At 66.3% G+C, this 15,305-nt stretch carries 14 protein-coding genes and 1 pseudogene; 7 read left to right on the top strand and 8 right to left on the bottom strand.

Annotated elements, in window-relative coordinates; translation table 11 throughout:
* Positions 1 to 438: 438 nt before the first annotated feature.
* On the bottom strand, positions 439 to 1,689 hold the full coding sequence (gene icd / locus AC6EI8_RS04525) for an NADP-dependent isocitrate dehydrogenase (protein WP_149316701.1): 1,251 nt from the start codon (positions 1,687 to 1,689) through the stop codon (positions 439 to 441).
* Positions 1,690 to 1,954: 265 nt separating this feature from the next.
* Here icd and AC6EI8_RS04520 point away from each other — a divergent pair.
* Positions 1,955 to 2,569, top strand: a pseudogene (locus tag AC6EI8_RS04520) (pseudouridine synthase); the annotation flags it as partial.
* 275 nt (positions 2,570 to 2,844) lie between these two features.
* Entirely contained in the window at positions 2,845 to 3,381 is a 537-nt protein-coding gene (locus tag AC6EI8_RS04515; RefSeq protein WP_223819616.1) for a DUF192 domain-containing protein, read from the top strand.
* Between the two features lie 90 nt (positions 3,382 to 3,471).
* Here AC6EI8_RS04515 and AC6EI8_RS04510 read toward each other — a convergent pair whose 3' ends face one another.
* Positions 3,472 to 3,957: a YajQ family cyclic di-GMP-binding protein gene (locus AC6EI8_RS04510; RefSeq protein ID WP_149316699.1), complete on the bottom strand. Its 486-nt coding sequence runs from the start codon at positions 3,955 to 3,957 to the stop codon at positions 3,472 to 3,474.
* Between the two features lie 167 nt (positions 3,958 to 4,124).
* Between AC6EI8_RS04510 and murB the strand changes: the two genes are divergently transcribed.
* Positions 4,125 to 5,135: a UDP-N-acetylmuramate dehydrogenase gene (gene murB, locus AC6EI8_RS04505; RefSeq protein ID WP_498381391.1), complete on the top strand. Its 1,011-nt coding sequence runs from the start codon at positions 4,125 to 4,127 to the stop codon at positions 5,133 to 5,135.
* 169 nt (positions 5,136 to 5,304) lie between these two features.
* On the opposite strand, the gene AC6EI8_RS04500 is transcribed toward murB, so the two are convergent.
* From AC6EI8_RS04500 to argF, 4 genes are all read right to left on the bottom strand, one after another.
* Positions 5,305 to 6,345, bottom strand: coding sequence for a patatin-like phospholipase family protein (locus AC6EI8_RS04500; protein ID WP_150083371.1), 1,041 nt, complete (start codon positions 6,343 to 6,345; stop codon positions 5,305 to 5,307).
* Between the two features lie 88 nt (positions 6,346 to 6,433).
* The gene (ppnP, locus tag AC6EI8_RS04495) at positions 6,434 to 6,745 is read right to left on the bottom strand and encodes a pyrimidine/purine nucleoside phosphorylase (protein WP_149316696.1); all 312 of its coding nucleotides are present in this window, start codon (positions 6,743 to 6,745) and stop codon (positions 6,434 to 6,436) included.
* A 169-nt stretch (positions 6,746 to 6,914) separates the two neighbouring features.
* Positions 6,915 to 8,144: an argininosuccinate synthase gene (locus AC6EI8_RS04490; protein WP_144829900.1), complete on the bottom strand. Its 1,230-nt coding sequence runs from the start codon at positions 8,142 to 8,144 to the stop codon at positions 6,915 to 6,917.
* Between the two features lie 176 nt (positions 8,145 to 8,320).
* Positions 8,321 to 9,244 carry an ornithine carbamoyltransferase gene (gene argF / locus AC6EI8_RS04485; RefSeq protein ID WP_498381390.1) on the bottom strand — a complete coding sequence of 308 codons (924 nt, stop codon included), beginning with the start codon at positions 9,242 to 9,244 and terminating at the stop codon, positions 8,321 to 8,323.
* Between the two features lie 393 nt (positions 9,245 to 9,637).
* Between argF and AC6EI8_RS04480 the strand changes: the two genes are divergently transcribed.
* Positions 9,638 to 9,937: a DUF3579 domain-containing protein gene (locus AC6EI8_RS04480; protein WP_006579060.1), complete on the top strand. Its 300-nt coding sequence runs from the start codon at positions 9,638 to 9,640 to the stop codon at positions 9,935 to 9,937.
* A gap of 188 nt (positions 9,938 to 10,125) precedes the next feature.
* Here AC6EI8_RS04480 and rpsT read toward each other — a convergent pair whose 3' ends face one another.
* The gene (gene rpsT, locus AC6EI8_RS04475) at positions 10,126 to 10,392 is read right to left on the bottom strand and encodes a 30S ribosomal protein S20 (RefSeq protein WP_006579059.1); all 267 of its coding nucleotides are present in this window, start codon (positions 10,390 to 10,392) and stop codon (positions 10,126 to 10,128) included.
* A gap of 327 nt (positions 10,393 to 10,719) precedes the next feature.
* On the opposite strand from rpsT, the gene murJ reads away from it, so the two are divergent.
* Together murJ and AC6EI8_RS04465 are read left to right on the top strand one after the other, a co-directional pair.
* Positions 10,720 to 12,270, top strand: a complete 1,551-nt coding sequence (murJ, locus tag AC6EI8_RS04470; RefSeq protein WP_149316694.1) for a murein biosynthesis integral membrane protein MurJ — start codon at positions 10,720 to 10,722, stop codon at positions 12,268 to 12,270.
* A 32-nt stretch (positions 12,271 to 12,302) separates the two neighbouring features.
* Positions 12,303 to 13,151 (top strand): SirB1 family protein, encoded by an 849-nt coding sequence (locus AC6EI8_RS04465; protein WP_023263957.1) that lies wholly within the window; start codon positions 12,303 to 12,305, stop codon positions 13,149 to 13,151.
* Between the two features lie 105 nt (positions 13,152 to 13,256).
* On the opposite strand, the gene AC6EI8_RS04460 is transcribed toward AC6EI8_RS04465, so the two are convergent.
* Positions 13,257 to 13,904, bottom strand: a complete 648-nt coding sequence (locus AC6EI8_RS04460; RefSeq protein WP_187829116.1) for a VTT domain-containing protein — start codon at positions 13,902 to 13,904, stop codon at positions 13,257 to 13,259.
* Positions 13,905 to 14,122: 218 nt separating this feature from the next.
* Here AC6EI8_RS04460 and mutL point away from each other — a divergent pair.
* The coding region (gene mutL / locus AC6EI8_RS04455; protein ID WP_498381389.1) for a DNA mismatch repair endonuclease MutL at positions 14,123 to 15,305 on the top strand (1,183 nt) is incomplete at its 3' end.

The raw sequence follows: 15,305 nt of genomic DNA, 5'->3' as shown, positions 1-15,305 counted from the left end.
ACAGGCTTCGGCGGCAGGCGTCCGGCGGGGGCAATCGGATCATCGATTGCCGAGGCGCAGGTCGTTGAATCCTGGGGAAAGGGCCCGGCAATGCCGGGCCTTTTCCATTCCGGCAGCCCCGCATCGGCCGCCCACATCGACCGCCGGCATCGGTGACCCATATCGGCCGCCCACATCGACCACCTCCCTGGGGCCATAGATCCTGGCCACCCACCTTGGCCGCCGAACTTGGCCACCCACCTTGGCGACCCACCTTGGCTGCCAACCTTGGCCGCCGACCTTGGCCGCCCACGTTGGTCGTCCACCTTGGTCGCCTACATCGGCCCGCTTTAAACCCGGCTCAAAAAACAAACCCCCGCTACCTGACGGCAACGGGGGTTCGCGCCAACACCGCGCACCGCGCAGCCAGAGGCAGCGCGACGCGCGCGAAGCGGGCGATTACATATTGTCGATCATCACCTGACCGAAGCCCGAGCACGAGACCTGGGTCGCGCCTTCGAGCAGGCGGGCGAAGTCGTACGTGACCTTCTTCGACAGGATCGACTTCTCCATCGACGAGATGATCAGGTCCGCCGCCTCGGTCCAGCCCATATGGCGCAGCATCATTTCGGCCGACAGGATTTCCGAACCCGGATTCACGTAGTCCTTGCCGGCGTACTTCGGCGCGGTACCGTGGGTCGCTTCGAACATCGCCACCGAATCCGACAGGTTGGCGCCCGGCGCGATGCCGATGCCGCCGACCTGCGCGGCCAGAGCGTCGGAGATGTAGTCGCCGTTCAGGTTCAGCGTGGCGATCACCGAGTACTCGGCGGGACGCAGCAGGATCTGCTGCAGGAACGCGTCAGCGATCGCGTCCTTGACGATGATGTCCTTGCCGGTCTTCGGATTCTTGAACTTGCACCACGGGCCGCCATCGATCAGCTCGGCACCGAATTCCTTCTGCGCCAGCTCGTAGCCCCAATCGCGGAAGCCGCCTTCGGTGAACTTCATGATGTTGCCCTTGTGGACCAGGGTCACCGAGGGCTTGTCGTTGTCGATCGCGTACTGGATGGCCTTGCGAACCAGGCGCTGGGTGCCCTGCTTCGACACGGGCTTGACGCCGATACCCGAGGTTTCCGGGAAGCGGATCTTCTTGACGCCCATTTCGTTCTGCAGGAAGGCGATGACCTTCTTGGCCTGCTCGCTTTCGGCTTCCCACTCGATACCGGCGTAGATGTCTTCCGAGTTCTCACGGAAGATCACCATGTCGGTCTTCTCGGGCTCGCGCACCGGCGAGGGGACGCCCTTGAAATAGCGCACCGGGCGCAGGCAGACATACAGGTCCAGCTGCTGGCGCAGCGCGACGTTCAGCGAGCGGATACCGCCGCCGACCGGCGTGGTCAGCGGGCCCTTGATCGAGACCACGTATTCACGCAGCACGTCCAGGGTTTCGTCGGGCAGCCACACATCCGGGCCATAGACCTTGGTCGACTTCTCGCCGGCGTAGATCTCCATCCAGGAGATCTTGCGCTTGCCGGCGTAGGCCTTGGCCACGGCCGCGTCCACCACCTTGATCATCACCGGGGTGATATCGAAGCCGGTACCGTCGCCTTCGATATAAGGGATGATCGGGTTGTCCGGAACATTCAGCGAGAGATCCTGGTTGACCGTGATCTTCTCACCGGCCGGGACCTTGATGTGTTGGTACATGACGTCTCCAGTACGGAACGGGGGTTTTCGAACGGCCGGCGGGTTCGTGACCAGACGGCGAAATGCGGGCCTAGCGGGAGGCATTGTAACGGCCCTCGCGACACCGGCATTGCTGCATCGCGAGACTGCGTCCTATCTGAGTCTTATATAAGACACAAGACCGGTTTCGTATTATGCAGCAATTTTTCATCATCCGCCATCCCGGACAGCCGCTTGCGTCATGCCCGCTGCGGCATACTGGCGCCTTTCCCGCACCGGTTTTCCCATGACATTGATCGCCCTGAACAAGCCGTTCGGCACCATGAGCCAGTTCTCGCCCCATCCGAGCCGGCAGACGCTCGCCGACTGGATCGCGATGCCGGACGTCTATCCCGCCGGCCGGCTCGACGCCGACAGCGAGGGGCTGCTGCTGCTGACCGATGACGGCGTGCTGCAGGCGCGCATCGCCGACCCGCGCCAGAAGCTGGCCAAGACCTATCTGGCGCAGGTCGAAGGCGTGCCGGACGAGGCCGCGCTGGCCCGGCTGCGCGCCGGCCTCGACCTTGGCGACTTCCAAACCCTGCCGGCGCAGGCCACGTTGATCGACGAGCCGGATTTCCTGTGGCCGCGCACGCCGCCGATCCGCTTTCGCGCCGCGATCCCGACGCAGTGGCTGGAGATCGTGATCCACGAGGGCAAGAACCGGCAGGTGCGCCGCATGACCGCGGCGGTCGGCTACCCGACGCTGCGGCTGGTCCGGGTCGGCATCGGCGCGCTGGACCTGCGCCAGCTGGGTCTCGCCCCGGGGCAATGGCAGGAGGTCGCGCCGCAGAGCCTGGGCATGAGCGGGCCTGCCCGTGGCGCCACGCCCGTCCGGCCTCGGCCAAGTTCCGGTGGCGCCAACTCGGGCCGCACGAAGTCGGGCCGCACGAGCCCCGGCCCTACCAATCCGGGCCGCACCGGCACGAGCCCTGAAAACGCCGGCCCCGCCAAGGCCCGCCGTACCGACGCGGGTCGTACCAACACCGGCCGCACCAACGCCGGCCGTACCGACTCGGACCGGACTGCCGGCCCCAGCCGCCGCCGGCGGCCGGGCTAGCCGCGCTGCGCTATGCTTGCGGCTGCGTTCCGCTGCGGTTCCGCCGCGTCGCGCCGCGTTTTCCTGACTCCGCCGACATGACCCTCGCCCTTTCCGCCATGCCTGTCCGCTGTCCGTCGTCCGCCGCGCCGCTCGATTGCGCCCTCCTGTCTTCGCCCCGCCGCCGCCTGGCACGCCGGCTCGCCGCCCTCGCCTGTGGCGCGGCGCTGCTGGCACCGCTCGCGCACGGGCAAACGCAAACGCAGCAGCGGCTGCCGGTGGTGTCGCTGAGCGCGGGCATGTACGTGATCCGCGCCGAGGTCGCCGCCGATCAGCAATCCCGCCAGCAAGGGCTGATGTACCGCAAGTCGATGCCCGCCAACGCCGGCATGCTGTTCGTGTTCGAGCAGAAGGCTGGTCACTGCTTCTGGATGAAGAACACCGAGCTGCCGCTGTCGATCGCCTTCCTGGCCGACGACGGCACCATCGTCAACATCGAGGACATGCGGCCGCACAGCGAGGACAACCACTGCCCGAAGGCGGCGATCCGCTATGCGCTGGAGATGAACCAGGGCTGGTTCGCGCAGAAGGGCATCAAGGCCGGCGCGAAGATCGGCGGCCTGCCCCCGCAATAAGACGGCCCCGTAAAGAGCAGGCCGGAAGGAAGACGCGGCCTTCAGAGGCCGCGTCGGCATCGCAGGGCCCATCAGGCCCCGATCCGGACTTCAGTCCCGGAAGTTGTTGAAGTCCAGCGGTGCCTCGGACACGTCCTTGCGCAGCATCGCAATCACGTTTTGCAGATCGTCGCGCTTCGCGCCCGACACGCGCACCGCATCGCCCTGGATGCTGGCCTGCACCTTGATCTTGCTGTCCTTGATCATGCGCACGATCTTCTTGGCCAGATCGCCGGTGACGCCCTTCTTGATCGTGATGACCTGCTTGACCTTGTCGCCGCTGATCTTCTCGGTCTTGCCATAGTCGAGGAAGCGCACGTCGACATTGCGCTTGGCCATCTTGCTGAGCAGCACGTCCTTGACCTGGCCGAGCTTGAAGTCGTCATCGGCAAACGCGGTCAGTTCGCCTTCCTTCTGCTCGACACGGGAATCGGAACCCTTGAAGTCGAAGCGCGTCGAGATTTCCTTGTTGGCCTGCTCGACCGCATTCTTGACCTCGACCATATTCGCTTCGCACACCACGTCAAACGACGGCATCGCCTACTCCTTCTGTATTTCCGGTACCTCGGACCTCGGTACCCTGTTCGATCCCTGAACCTGGCCGGCCCTCGCCGGCGGTTCCGTATAATCCAGCCAACCCTGCAGTCCAGGCCGTTCCGCTCCATCCCCCTGTTCGGGCATCCTCGTCCGGCAACTTTTTCCGCATGGCAGATTTCCACGAATTTTATCCGCTGCGCCAGCACAACACATTGAGTTTCGACGTACGCGCGCGCTTTGCGATGGCGGTGCGCAGCGAAAGCGACCTCGTCGAGGCGCTCGCCGACCCCCGCGCCGCGCAGCGGCCGGTGGTCGTGCTGGGCGGCGGCAGCAACGTGGTGCTGACCGGCGATCTCGATGCGGTCGTGCTGCTGATGCAGATTCCGGGCTACACCGTCGCCAGCGACGACGACGCCTGGCTGGTGACGGTGGGTGCCGGCGAGAACTGGCACGCAACCGTCAATCGGACCATCGCCGACGGCATGCCGGGGCTCGAGAACCTGGCGCTGATCCCCGGCAGCGTGGGCGCCGCGCCGATCCAGAACATCGGCGCCTACGGCGTCGAGCTGCGCGAGCGCTTTGACAGCCTGCGCGCCTGGGACCGGCAAACCCGCGGCTTCGTCACGCTGAGCCTGAGCGATTGCGCCTTCGGTTATCGGGACAGCCTGTTCAAGCAGGCCGGCCGGGATCGCTACGTGATCACCGCGGTCACGCTGCGCCTGCCGCGCCGCTGGCAGCCGGCGCTGGGCTATGCCGAACTCGCCCGCGAGCTGCACGATCATCCGGCACCCGATGCGGCCGAGATCCGCGACGCGGTCATCGCGATCCGCCAGCGCAAGCTGCCCGACCCCGCGGTGCTGGGCAATGCCGGCAGCTTCTTCAAGAATCCGGTGGTCAGCGCCGCCCAGCGCGACGCGCTGGTGGCCGCGCATCCGGACCTGGTCAGCCATCTGCAGCCGGACGGCAGCTACAAGCTTGCCGCGGGCTGGCTGATCGATCGCTGCGGATTCAAGGGCCTGCGCGAAGGCCCGGTCGGCGTGCACGAGCGGCAGGCGCTGGTGCTCGTGCACCATGGCGGCGGCGACGGCCGTGCGCTGCTGGCGCTGGCGGCGCGCATCGCCGATACGGTGCGGGAGCGCTTTGGCGTCGGGATCGAGCCCGAGCCGGTGGTGCTGTAGTCCGGACGGTAGTTCCGGCGGTAGCTTCGGCGGTACTGCGAGCGCCCTTTCCCCCCTCCCCCGGCCCGTCTCCCGCTCGCGGGAGAGGGGAGCATGCCCACAGCGGCTCGATGGTTCCCCGCCGATGTTGGCCGCCGAGGTTGCCCGCCGGTGCTTGCGCGCTGACCGGTTACAACGGCAGATCCTGCAGGAACTCCTTGCGGATATCGACGGTGCCGCGCTTGCCGACGGCATCGTAATGCTGCTCGAGCCAGGCCTGCGCGGCGGTGCGTCCGCGCTCGCGCAGCATCAGCAGGAAATTCCAGTCGGTCACCAGCTTGGTCGACGACGACAGGTCCGCCAGCGCCTCGTCGGCGCGGATCGAATGCAGCAGGATGTATTTGAGCTTGTCGCGGTATTCGGGCTTGAGCCACTCCTCGTCGAGCAGCTTCTGCACAAAGGCGATCGCGCGCATCTCGCGCAGCAGCGACGCGTTGAAGGTGATCTCGTTGAGCCGCTCCATCACTTCCTGCGGCTGCGTGGGCACGTCGGGGCGCGAGATCGGATTGATATGGACGACCAGGATGTCGCGCGTCGCGGTCTGGTAGAAGAACGGGAACAGCACCGGATTGCCCATGTAGCCGCCGTCCCAGTAGTACCGCTCGCCGATCTCGATGGCCGGATACAGGTACGGCAAACAGGCCGAGGCCAGCACCGCGTCGACGGTGAGATCGGCGGTCTGGAACACCCGCACGTTGCCGCTGTTGACGTCCGTGGCGGCGATGAACAGCTTCGTTTCCGGGCAGGCTCGCACGCGCTCGAAGTCGACCTGATCCTCGAGCAGCGAGCGCAACGGGTTGAACGTGCTGCCCTGCGCGGTCGCGCTCCACCAGCCGGACCACATCCGCATCCAGTCCTGCAGCGGCCAGCTGTTGCCGGGCTGGCCGGACAGCCAGTCGACCGTCTGCTGGCCCAGCGTCGAGAACGGCGAGCCGGCGCGCGACACGCCGAACCAGAAGTCGTGCAGCTTCTCTCGCGCGCGCTCAGGCCCGCCTTCGAGCAGGCCGTCGATCATCACCACCGCGTTCATGGAGCCGGCGCTGGTGCCGCTGATGCCGTCGAAACGCAGGCGGCCATCCTCCAGCAGCGCGTCGAGCACGCCCCAACCGAAGGCGCCGTGCGCGCCGCCGCCCTGCAGGGCGAGATTGATCGGCTTGTGTCGATTGGCCATGCGGAACTCCGTGAAGCGGGGCGATCAAGGGGGACGATCAGGAGAGACGGCCGCGCCATGCGCGCGGCCGCGGACGCGCGGCGAGCGATCAGCCGAAGTGGCAGACGTAGTCGAGCGTCTGCTGCACCTCGATATCGAAGCTGCTGTCGCCCGGGACGTTGAACTGCTGGCCCGCGCCGTAGGTTTGCCATTCGTCGGAGCCCGCCAGCCGCACGCGGCAGACGCCGGCGTTGATCTCCATGATTTCCGGCGCGCCGGTCTTGAAGGTCAGCGAGGCGGGGAAGATCACGCCCAGCGTCTTGCGGGTGCCGTCCGGAAACAGCACGGTGTGGCTGACACATTTGCCGTCGAAATACAGATTGGCTTGCTTGACGACGGAAACATTGTCGAACTGGCTCATGGTGACTCTCCTGATGAACGATGGATGTTGGGGGGCGGACCCACATGGACCTACGTGGGCCTGAAAGGACCTGCGCGGACATATGCCAACCTGCGCGGACATGAAAAGAGGGGCCGCCTGGGCCCCTCTCCTTCCTTACCGATGCGCGTGGCAGCCGCTCACTGACGGCTTACTTGCCGCGCTGGCGGCGCGCATTCTCGGCGATGCGCATGCGCAGCGCGTTCAGCTTGATGAAGCCGCCGGCGTCGGCCTGGTTGTAGGCGCCGAAGTCGTCGTCGAAGGTGGCGATGGTCTTGTCGAACAGCGTGTCCTTCGAATCGCGGGCCAGCACGATGACGTTGCCCTTGTACAGCTTGACGCGCACCCAGCCGTTGACGTTTTGCTGCGTATGGTCGATCAGCACCTGCAGCGCGCGGCGCTCCGGGCTCCACCAGTAGCCGTTGTAGATCAGGCTGGCGTAGCGCGGCATCAGGTCGTCCTTCAGGTGGGCGACTTCGCGGTCCAGCGTGATCGATTCGATCGCGCGGTGGGCGCGCAGCAGGATCGTGCCTCCCGGCGTTTCATAGCAGCCGCGGCTCTTCATGCCGACGTAGCGGTTCTCGACCAGGTCCAGACGGCCGATGCCATGCTTGCCGCCCAGGCGGTTCAGTTCGGTCAGCACTTCGGCCGGCGACATGCGCTTGCCGTTCAGCGCGACGATGTCGCCCTGCTCGAACTCGATGTCGAGGAACTCGGGCGCGTCCGGCGCCTGCTCCGGCGACACCGTCCAGCGCCACATGTCTTCCTCGGCCTCGGCCTTCGGGTCTTCCAGATGGCGGCCTTCGAACGAGATGTGCAGCAGGTTGGCGTCCATCGAGTACGGCGCGCCGCCCTTCTTGTGCTTCATGTCGATTTCGATGCCGGCCTTCTCGGCGTAGGCCAGCAGCTTCTCGCGCGACAGCAGGTCCCACTCGCGCCACGGGGCGATGACCTTGACGCCCGGCTCCAGGCCGTAATAGCCGAGCTCGAAGCGGACCTGGTCGTTGCCCTTGCCGGTGGCGCCGTGCGACACGGCGTCGGCGCCGGTGCTGCGCAGGATCTCGATCTGGCGCTTGGCGATCAGCGGACGGGCGATCGACGTGCCCAGCAGGTATTCGCCTTCGTAGACCGCATTGGCGCGGAACATCGGGAAGACGAAGTCGCGCACGAATTCTTCGCGCAGGTCGTCGATAAAGATGTTTTCGGGCTTGATGCCGAACTTGAGCGCCTTCTGGCGAGCCGGCTCCAGTTCCTCACCCTGGCCGATGTCGGCCGTGAAGGTGACCACCTCGCATTGGTAGGTGTCTTGCAGCCACTTCAGGATCACCGAAGTGTCCAGCCCGCCGGAGTAGGCGAGCACGACTTTCTTGATATCGCTCATGTTCGACTCGATGCGCAAAAGAGGCGCGGACCGGCAGGTAAGACAGTCCGCACATCGGATATGGAAAAACGGAAAGCCGCTATTTTGACATGACCGCCCGGGCTTGGGCGCCACATCGCCGGACGGCGCGGCTCGGACGCCAGGCGATCGACCGGATCATCGATCCGACGCGTCGCTCAATAGCGCCCGCACAGCAGGTACTCCATCAGCGCCTTCTGCACGTGCAGCCGGTTCTCGGCCTCGTCCCAGACCACGCTCTTGGGGCCGTCGATCACGGCGGCCTCGACTTCCTCGCCGCGGTGCGCCGGCAGGCAGTGCATGAACAGCGCGTCGGAATTGGCGCGGTCCATCATCGCGGTGGTCACCATCCAGTCCTGGAAGGCGCGCTTGCGGACCTCGTTCTCGGCCTCGAAGCCCATGCTGGTCCAGACGTCGGTGGTCACCAGATCGGCGCCCTGGCAGGCGGCCAGCGGGTTGTCGAAGACCTTGACCAGGCTCGCGGCGCTGGCGGGCACCATCGCCGGATCGAGCTGGTATCCCGGCGGCGCCGAGAAATGAAAGGTGAAGCCCAGCCGTTCGGCGGCCTGGATCCAGGTATAGGCCATGTTGTTGGCATCGCCGATCCACGCCACCACCTTGCCGCGGATGCTGCCGCGGTGCTCGATATAGGTGAAGACGTCGGCCAGCACCTGGCACGGATGGTATTCGTTGGTCAGCCCGTTGATCACCGGCACGCGCGAATGGGCGGCGAAACGGTCGATGATCTCCTGGCCGAAGGTGCGGATCATGATGATGTCCACCATGCGGGAGATCACCTGCGCGGCGTCCTCGATCGGCTCGCCGCGGCCCAGCTGCGAGTCGCGCGTGTTCAGGAACACCGCGTGGCCGCCCAGCTGGTGGATGCCGGCCTCGAACGACAGTCGCGTGCGGGTCGAGTTCTTCTCGAAGATCATCGCCAGCGTACGGTCGTGCAGCGGATGCCAGGTCTCGTAGTTCTTGAACTTGGTCTTCAGAATCCGGGCGCGGTCGAGCAGGTACTCGTACTCCTTCGCATCGAGGTCGCTGAATTGGAGGTAGTGCTTGATCGGCGTAGGGCTCATAAAACAAAGAAGGCGGCTCGATGGGGACACGCGAGGCCATGAACGGTCATGGAACCACGCTGTCGCGGAGCCGCCTTTCGCGTCGCTTGCGCAATGTGAGTTCAGGAATCATAAGGGATTATTCCTGCTTTGGCGAGCCTGGGCGGGCGCACGGCCGGGCCGCCGGGGAGCCCTCCCCGGCTTATGCGGCAGTCTTATATAAGATATAATACTCGCTGATTCACGCGGGGCCCGGCATACCCTTGCCGCCGCCCGCCGCCGGCATCAAAAGTGCCCCCGCCACGACCGACGCCCCGCCTTCCGGCCAGATTCGCGCGAACCCATCGCCGCTCGCCGCGTCAAACGGGCGCCCGTTGCGGGTTTCCCGTCGAGTCACCAGCCTCACCGCAGTCCATGAATTCCACCGTTCGCCAGTACTTCATCCAGGGCATCACCAAGGAAGGCAAGACCTTCCGTCCGAGCGATTGGGCTGAACGGCTGTGCGGCGTGATGGCGCAATTCCGCCCGCCCGGCGATACCGGCGATCCCCGCCTGACCTACTCCCCTTACGTGCGCCCGGTGATGTCCGGCGGCGTCAAATGTGTGGTGGTCGATGCGCGGCTGCGCGAGATCGAGCCCAAGGCGCTGGACTTCGTGCTGAACTTCGCGCGCGACAACCACCTGCAGCTGGTCGAGGCCTGCTCGCTGGATTGAGTGCATCGACGAATAAGCGCGGGAGCGCGCCGAGGGCGAAGGGCAAGGACGAAGCGCAATGCCGCAAATCGGAAGCGCAACGCCGAAGCGCAATGCCGAAGCGCCAAGCGGAATGCAAAAAGCCCGTCATCGGACGGGCTTTTTTACTGCGCCGACCGCGCGCCAGGCGCGGCCGGTGAACGCGGCAATCAGGCGGCCATGGCCTTGATCGCAGCCGACAGACGCGACTTGTGGCGCGCTGCCTTGTTCTTGTGAACGATCTTCTTGTCGGCGATGCTGTCGATCACGGCTTGCGAGTTCTTGAAGATCTCGGCAGCAGCGGCCTTGTCGCCGGCGTCGATCGCCTTGCGGACTGCCTTGACGGCCGTGCGCAGACGCGAGCGCAGGCTGGAATTGTGCGCGTTCTGGGCGACGGCTTGACGCGCGCGCTTGCGAGCTTGTGCGGAATTTGCCATTTCGTAAATATCCTGAATTCAGATGCGTGCGTGGATTGCACAAGAGCGACCCGGGATGCACTGACACACGAATCCGGAACGCAACTATCTTCTCGAATCGGCGATTATACACACAAGATCGAAGCCGCCGCAAGGAAGATCCCGCCCGTCGGCGAAGGCGGCGGGCCGCGCACACCAATCCGTATAATTGGCGCCACAATTGGCGGGCCCAGGCTCGCCCGGTGTGGTGGCATTGCAACTTTCGGCGCTCCGCGGCCGTCTGACTGCGATCCGCCGCCCGGCGACGCGTCCCGGCGGCGCCACAACCGTTTCCTCTCCTCCCCGACCTTGAACCTGCTCAAATCGCTCGCCACCATCAGCGGCCTGACGATGCTGTCGCGCATCACCGGCCTGATCCGCGAGATCCTGATCGCCCGCGCGTTCGGCGCCTCCGACATGACCGACGCGTTCAATGTCGCCTTCCGCATCCCGAACATGCTGCGCCGGATCTTCGGCGAGGGCGCCTTCCAGCAGGCCTTCGTGCCGATCCTCGGCGAATACCACGGCAAGCGCGGCGACGAGCCGACCCGGCTGCTGGTCGATGCGGTCGCCACCGTGATGGCGTGGGCGCTGGCCGCGGTGTCGCTGGTCGGCGTGCTGGCCGCCCCGGTGATCATGACGATCGTCGCGACCGGCTTTCGCGGCGACAACCAGACCTACGACGCGGCCGTCTTCATGACCCGCGTGATGTTCCCCTACATAGGCCTGATCTCGATGGTCGCGCTGGCCTCGGGCGTGCTGAACACCTGGCGCAACTTCGCGGTGCCCGCCTTCACGCCGGTGCTGCTGAACCTGTCGCTGATCGGCGCCGCGCTGTTCGTCGCGCCCCATCTGCAGCAGCCGATCTACGCGCAGGCCTGGGGCGTGCTGGTCGGCGGCCTGCTGCAGCTGGCGATCCAGGTGCCCGCGCTCAAGCGCATCGGCATGCTGCCGCGCATCGGCGTGAACCTGCGCGCCGCCTGGCGCGACCCCGGCGTGCGCCGCATCCTGCGGCAGATGGGCCCGGCGCTGCTGGGCGTGTCCGTGGCGCAGATCAGCCTGATCATCAATACCAATATCGCCTCGCGCCTGGCCACCGGCAGCGTGTCCTTCCTGACCTATGCCGACCGCCTGATGGAGTTTCCGACCGCGCTGCTCGGCGTGGCGATCGGCACGATCCTGCTGCCGAGCCTGTCGAAGGCCAGCGCGCGCGAGGACAGCGTCGAATATTCCGCGCTGCTCGACTGGGGCCTGCGGCTGACCTTCCTGCTGGCGATCCCGAGCGCGATCGGCCTCTATGTCTTTGGCCGGCCGCTGACCGCGGTGCTGTTCCACTACGGCAAGTTCGACGCCCATGCGGTCGAGATGACCAGGCTCGCGGTGATGGCCTACGGCGTCGGCCTGGTCGGCCAGATCCTGGTCAAGATCCTCGCGCCCGGCTTCTACGCGCGGCAGGACATCCGCACGCCGGTCAAGATCGCGATCGCGATGCTGGTGATGACGCAGCTCGCCAACCTCGCCTTCGTGCCCTGGCTCGGGCACGCAGGGCTGGCGCTGTCGATCAGCGTCAGCGCGACGCTCAATGCCGTGCTGCTGTTCATCGGCCTGCGCCGCGTCGGCGTCTACCGGCCCGCGCCGGGCTGGTGGCTGTTCCTCGCACAGCTGTCGGCCGCGGCGACGCTGCTGGCGGGCGTGCTGCTGTGGTTCGCGCGCACCTTCGACTGGGTCGCCCTGGGTACCACCCCGCTGCTGCGGATCGCGCTGATGGCCTCGTGCCTGGTGCTTGCGGCGGTCGTCTACTTCGGTACACTGTGGCTCACGGGCCTGCGCTATGCTGCCTTCAAGCGCAAAGCAGCCTGAAGACATGGCGCCGGCCGCAACCAGGAACCGCTATGACCTCGACCAAAGTCCTGGACTATTTTGCCGCGCTGGTGGCGGACGACAGCGGTATCCCGCTGACCGAAACGGCCCTGTCGATCGCACAGGATGCCTACCCTGACCTGGATCTGCAGGCCGAACTGGCCGCCATCGACGTATTGGCCCTGCGGCTGAAACGGCGGATCGCCGACGGCACCCCGGCCATCCAGCGCCTGCGCCTGCTGAACCATTTCTTCTATCGCGACCTGGGCTTCGGGCCCAACGCGAACGACTACTACGACCCCGACAATTCGTATCTGAACGTGGTGCTGCGGCAGCGGCGCGGCATTCCGATCTCGCTGGCAGTGCTGTACATGGAGCTGGGCCAGCAGATCGGCCTGCCGCTCAAGGGCGTTTCCTTCCCCAACCACTTCCTGCTGCGGATGTCGATTCCGGCGGGCGAGGTCGTGCTCGATCCGCTGACCGGCGAGACGCTGTCCAAGGAACAGCTGCAGGACATGCTGGACCCGTACCTGGAGCGCGAGGGCATCGCCGATCCGAACGCGGTGCCGCTCGGCCTGTTCCTGCAGACCGCCAGCCATCGCGAGATCATCGCGCGGATGCTGCGCAATCTGAAGGCGATCTATCTGCAGGAGTCGCGCTGGCAGCGGCTGCTGGCGGTGCAGAACCGGCTGGTGATCCTGCTGCCCGATTCGATCGAGGAAGTGCGCGACCGGGGCCTGGCCTACGCGAATCTGGAATGCTTCCGGCCCGCGCTGGAAGATCTGGAGGCCTATGTCAGCGCCCGGCCCGATGCGGCCGATTCGACCCAGATCCGCGACCGCATGCCGGCGCTGCGGATGATGAGCCGGTCGCTGAACTGAGCGGGCGAACGCAACCGGGCAAGGAAGAAGGGAGAGACAGAGAAAGAGACAGGCCGGCATCGCGAAGATGCCGGCCTCGCAGCAAGCCGCGTCCTACGACACGTCTTACGACACGCGGCGGCGCTTGTCGCCGCGCCGCAGCAGCCGCCACAGGCCGCCCAGGATCAGCGGCACGATCGCCGCGCTGATGCCGGCCAGCACGATCAGGTTCAGGTACTGCTTGATGAAGGGCAGGTTGCCGAAGAAATAGCCGGCGAACACCAGGCCGAACACCCAGATGACCGCGCCGAGCACATTGAAGAACTGGAAGCGCGCGAACGTCATCTGCGACACCCCCGCGACGAAGGGCGCAAACGTACGCACGATCGGCACGAAGCGCGCGATCACCAGCGTCTTGCCGCCGTGGCGCTCGTAGAAGTCGTGCGTCTTGCGCAGCGCCTGCTGGTCGAGGAAGCGCCATTGATGGTCGAACACCTTCGGGCCGATCCAGCTGCCGATCCAGTAGTTGACGGTATTGCCGCCGATCGCGGCGGCGAGCAGCAGCCCGATCAGCACCCACTCGTTCATCGCCCCGGTGGCGCAGAACGCGCCGGCGATAAAGAGCAGCGAATCCCCGGGCAGGAAGGGCACCACGACCAGGCCGGTCTCGGCAAAGACGATCGCGAACAGAATGGCATAGACCCAGGCGCCATATTGCTGAATCACGGTGCCGAGATACTTGTCGACGTGCAGCAGCATGTCGATGAACTGCAATACGATTTCCAAGACGTTCCCCATCTTTGTCCAGCCCGACATCATACAAGACGAACGTGGCCGCACCGGTGGCGTAAACCCCCCATCTGCGGCAGGGGTGCGAGCTTCCGCACGCAATGGGGCACATCGCTCCCGCGCCATCCCCGCCCCGTCCCCGACGCGTCGCGGGCCCGTTCCGCTCCCATGCCGCAACGAGGCCGGCACGTATAATCGCTGCCATGTCCGCGCCACCCTCCTCTCCTGCCTCCGCCGCCGCATTTCCCGCATCGGGCACCACCCCGGGTGCCGACCCGCGTGCAGACCGCCCGCAGCGCCGCCTGGCCCCCTCACGCCCGATCCGCCCGCTGCCCGATCAGCTGGTCAGCCAGATCGCGGCCGGCGAGGTGGTCGAGCGCCCGGCCTCGGTGGTCAAGGAGCTGCTGGAGAACGCGCTGGACGCCGGCGCGACGCAGTTGTCGGTGCGGCTCGAGGAAGGCGGCGTACGCCGCATCGTGATCACCGACAACGGCTGCGGCATCCCGGCCGAGGAGCTCTCGGTCGCGCTGATGCGCCATGCCACCAGCAAGATCGCCTCGCTCGATGAGCTCGAATCGGTGCTGACGCTGGGCTTTCGGGGCGAGGCGCTGGCCTCGATCGCCTCGGTCTCGCAGCTGGTGCTGACCAGCCGCACGGCGAACTGTCCCCACGCCAGCCAGATCCATGCGGACACCGGCGCGCTGCAGCCCGCCTCGGGCGGGGTCGGCACCACCGTCGACGTGCAGCACCTGTATTTCAATACGCCGGCCCGCCGCAAATTCCTGAAGAGCGAACAGACCGAGCTCGGCCATTGCCTCGAGGTGATCCGGCGCATCGCACTGGCCCGGCCCGACGTCACGCTGTCGGTCCATCACAACGGCAAGCCGATGGAGCACTGGAATGCGGGCGATGTCGCCACGCGTACCGCGCAGGTGCTCGGCAGCGAATTCGCCCGGGCGCGGCTGCCGCTGGAAGAACAGGCCGGCGAGCTCGCGCTGTACGGCTTCGCCGGATTGCCGACCGCCTCGCGCGGCCGTCCCGACCAGCAGTTCTTCTTCGTCAATGGCCGCTTCGTCCGCGACAAGCTGCTGACGCACGCGGTGCGCAGCGCCTATCAGGACGTGCTGCACGGCGACCGTTTCCCTTCGTACGTGCTGTGCCTCGACCTGCCGCCCGAGCTGGTCGACGTCAACGTGCACCCGTCCAAGATCGAGGTGCGCTTCCGCGAGTCGCGCGCGGTCCATCAGTTCGTCTACCACGCGGTGCAGCGCTGCCTGGCGCGCCAGGCGGGCGAAAACGGCGACAGCCTGCATACCGGCGACGACGGCATCGGTCATGGCGGCCAGGCCCCGGCGCTGCGCGTCGCCGCCACCAGCCCCGCGCAGC

Source organism: Cupriavidus sp. R6-3 (assembly GCF_059772245.1).
This window is presented reverse-complemented; position numbering and strand designations above follow the sequence as displayed.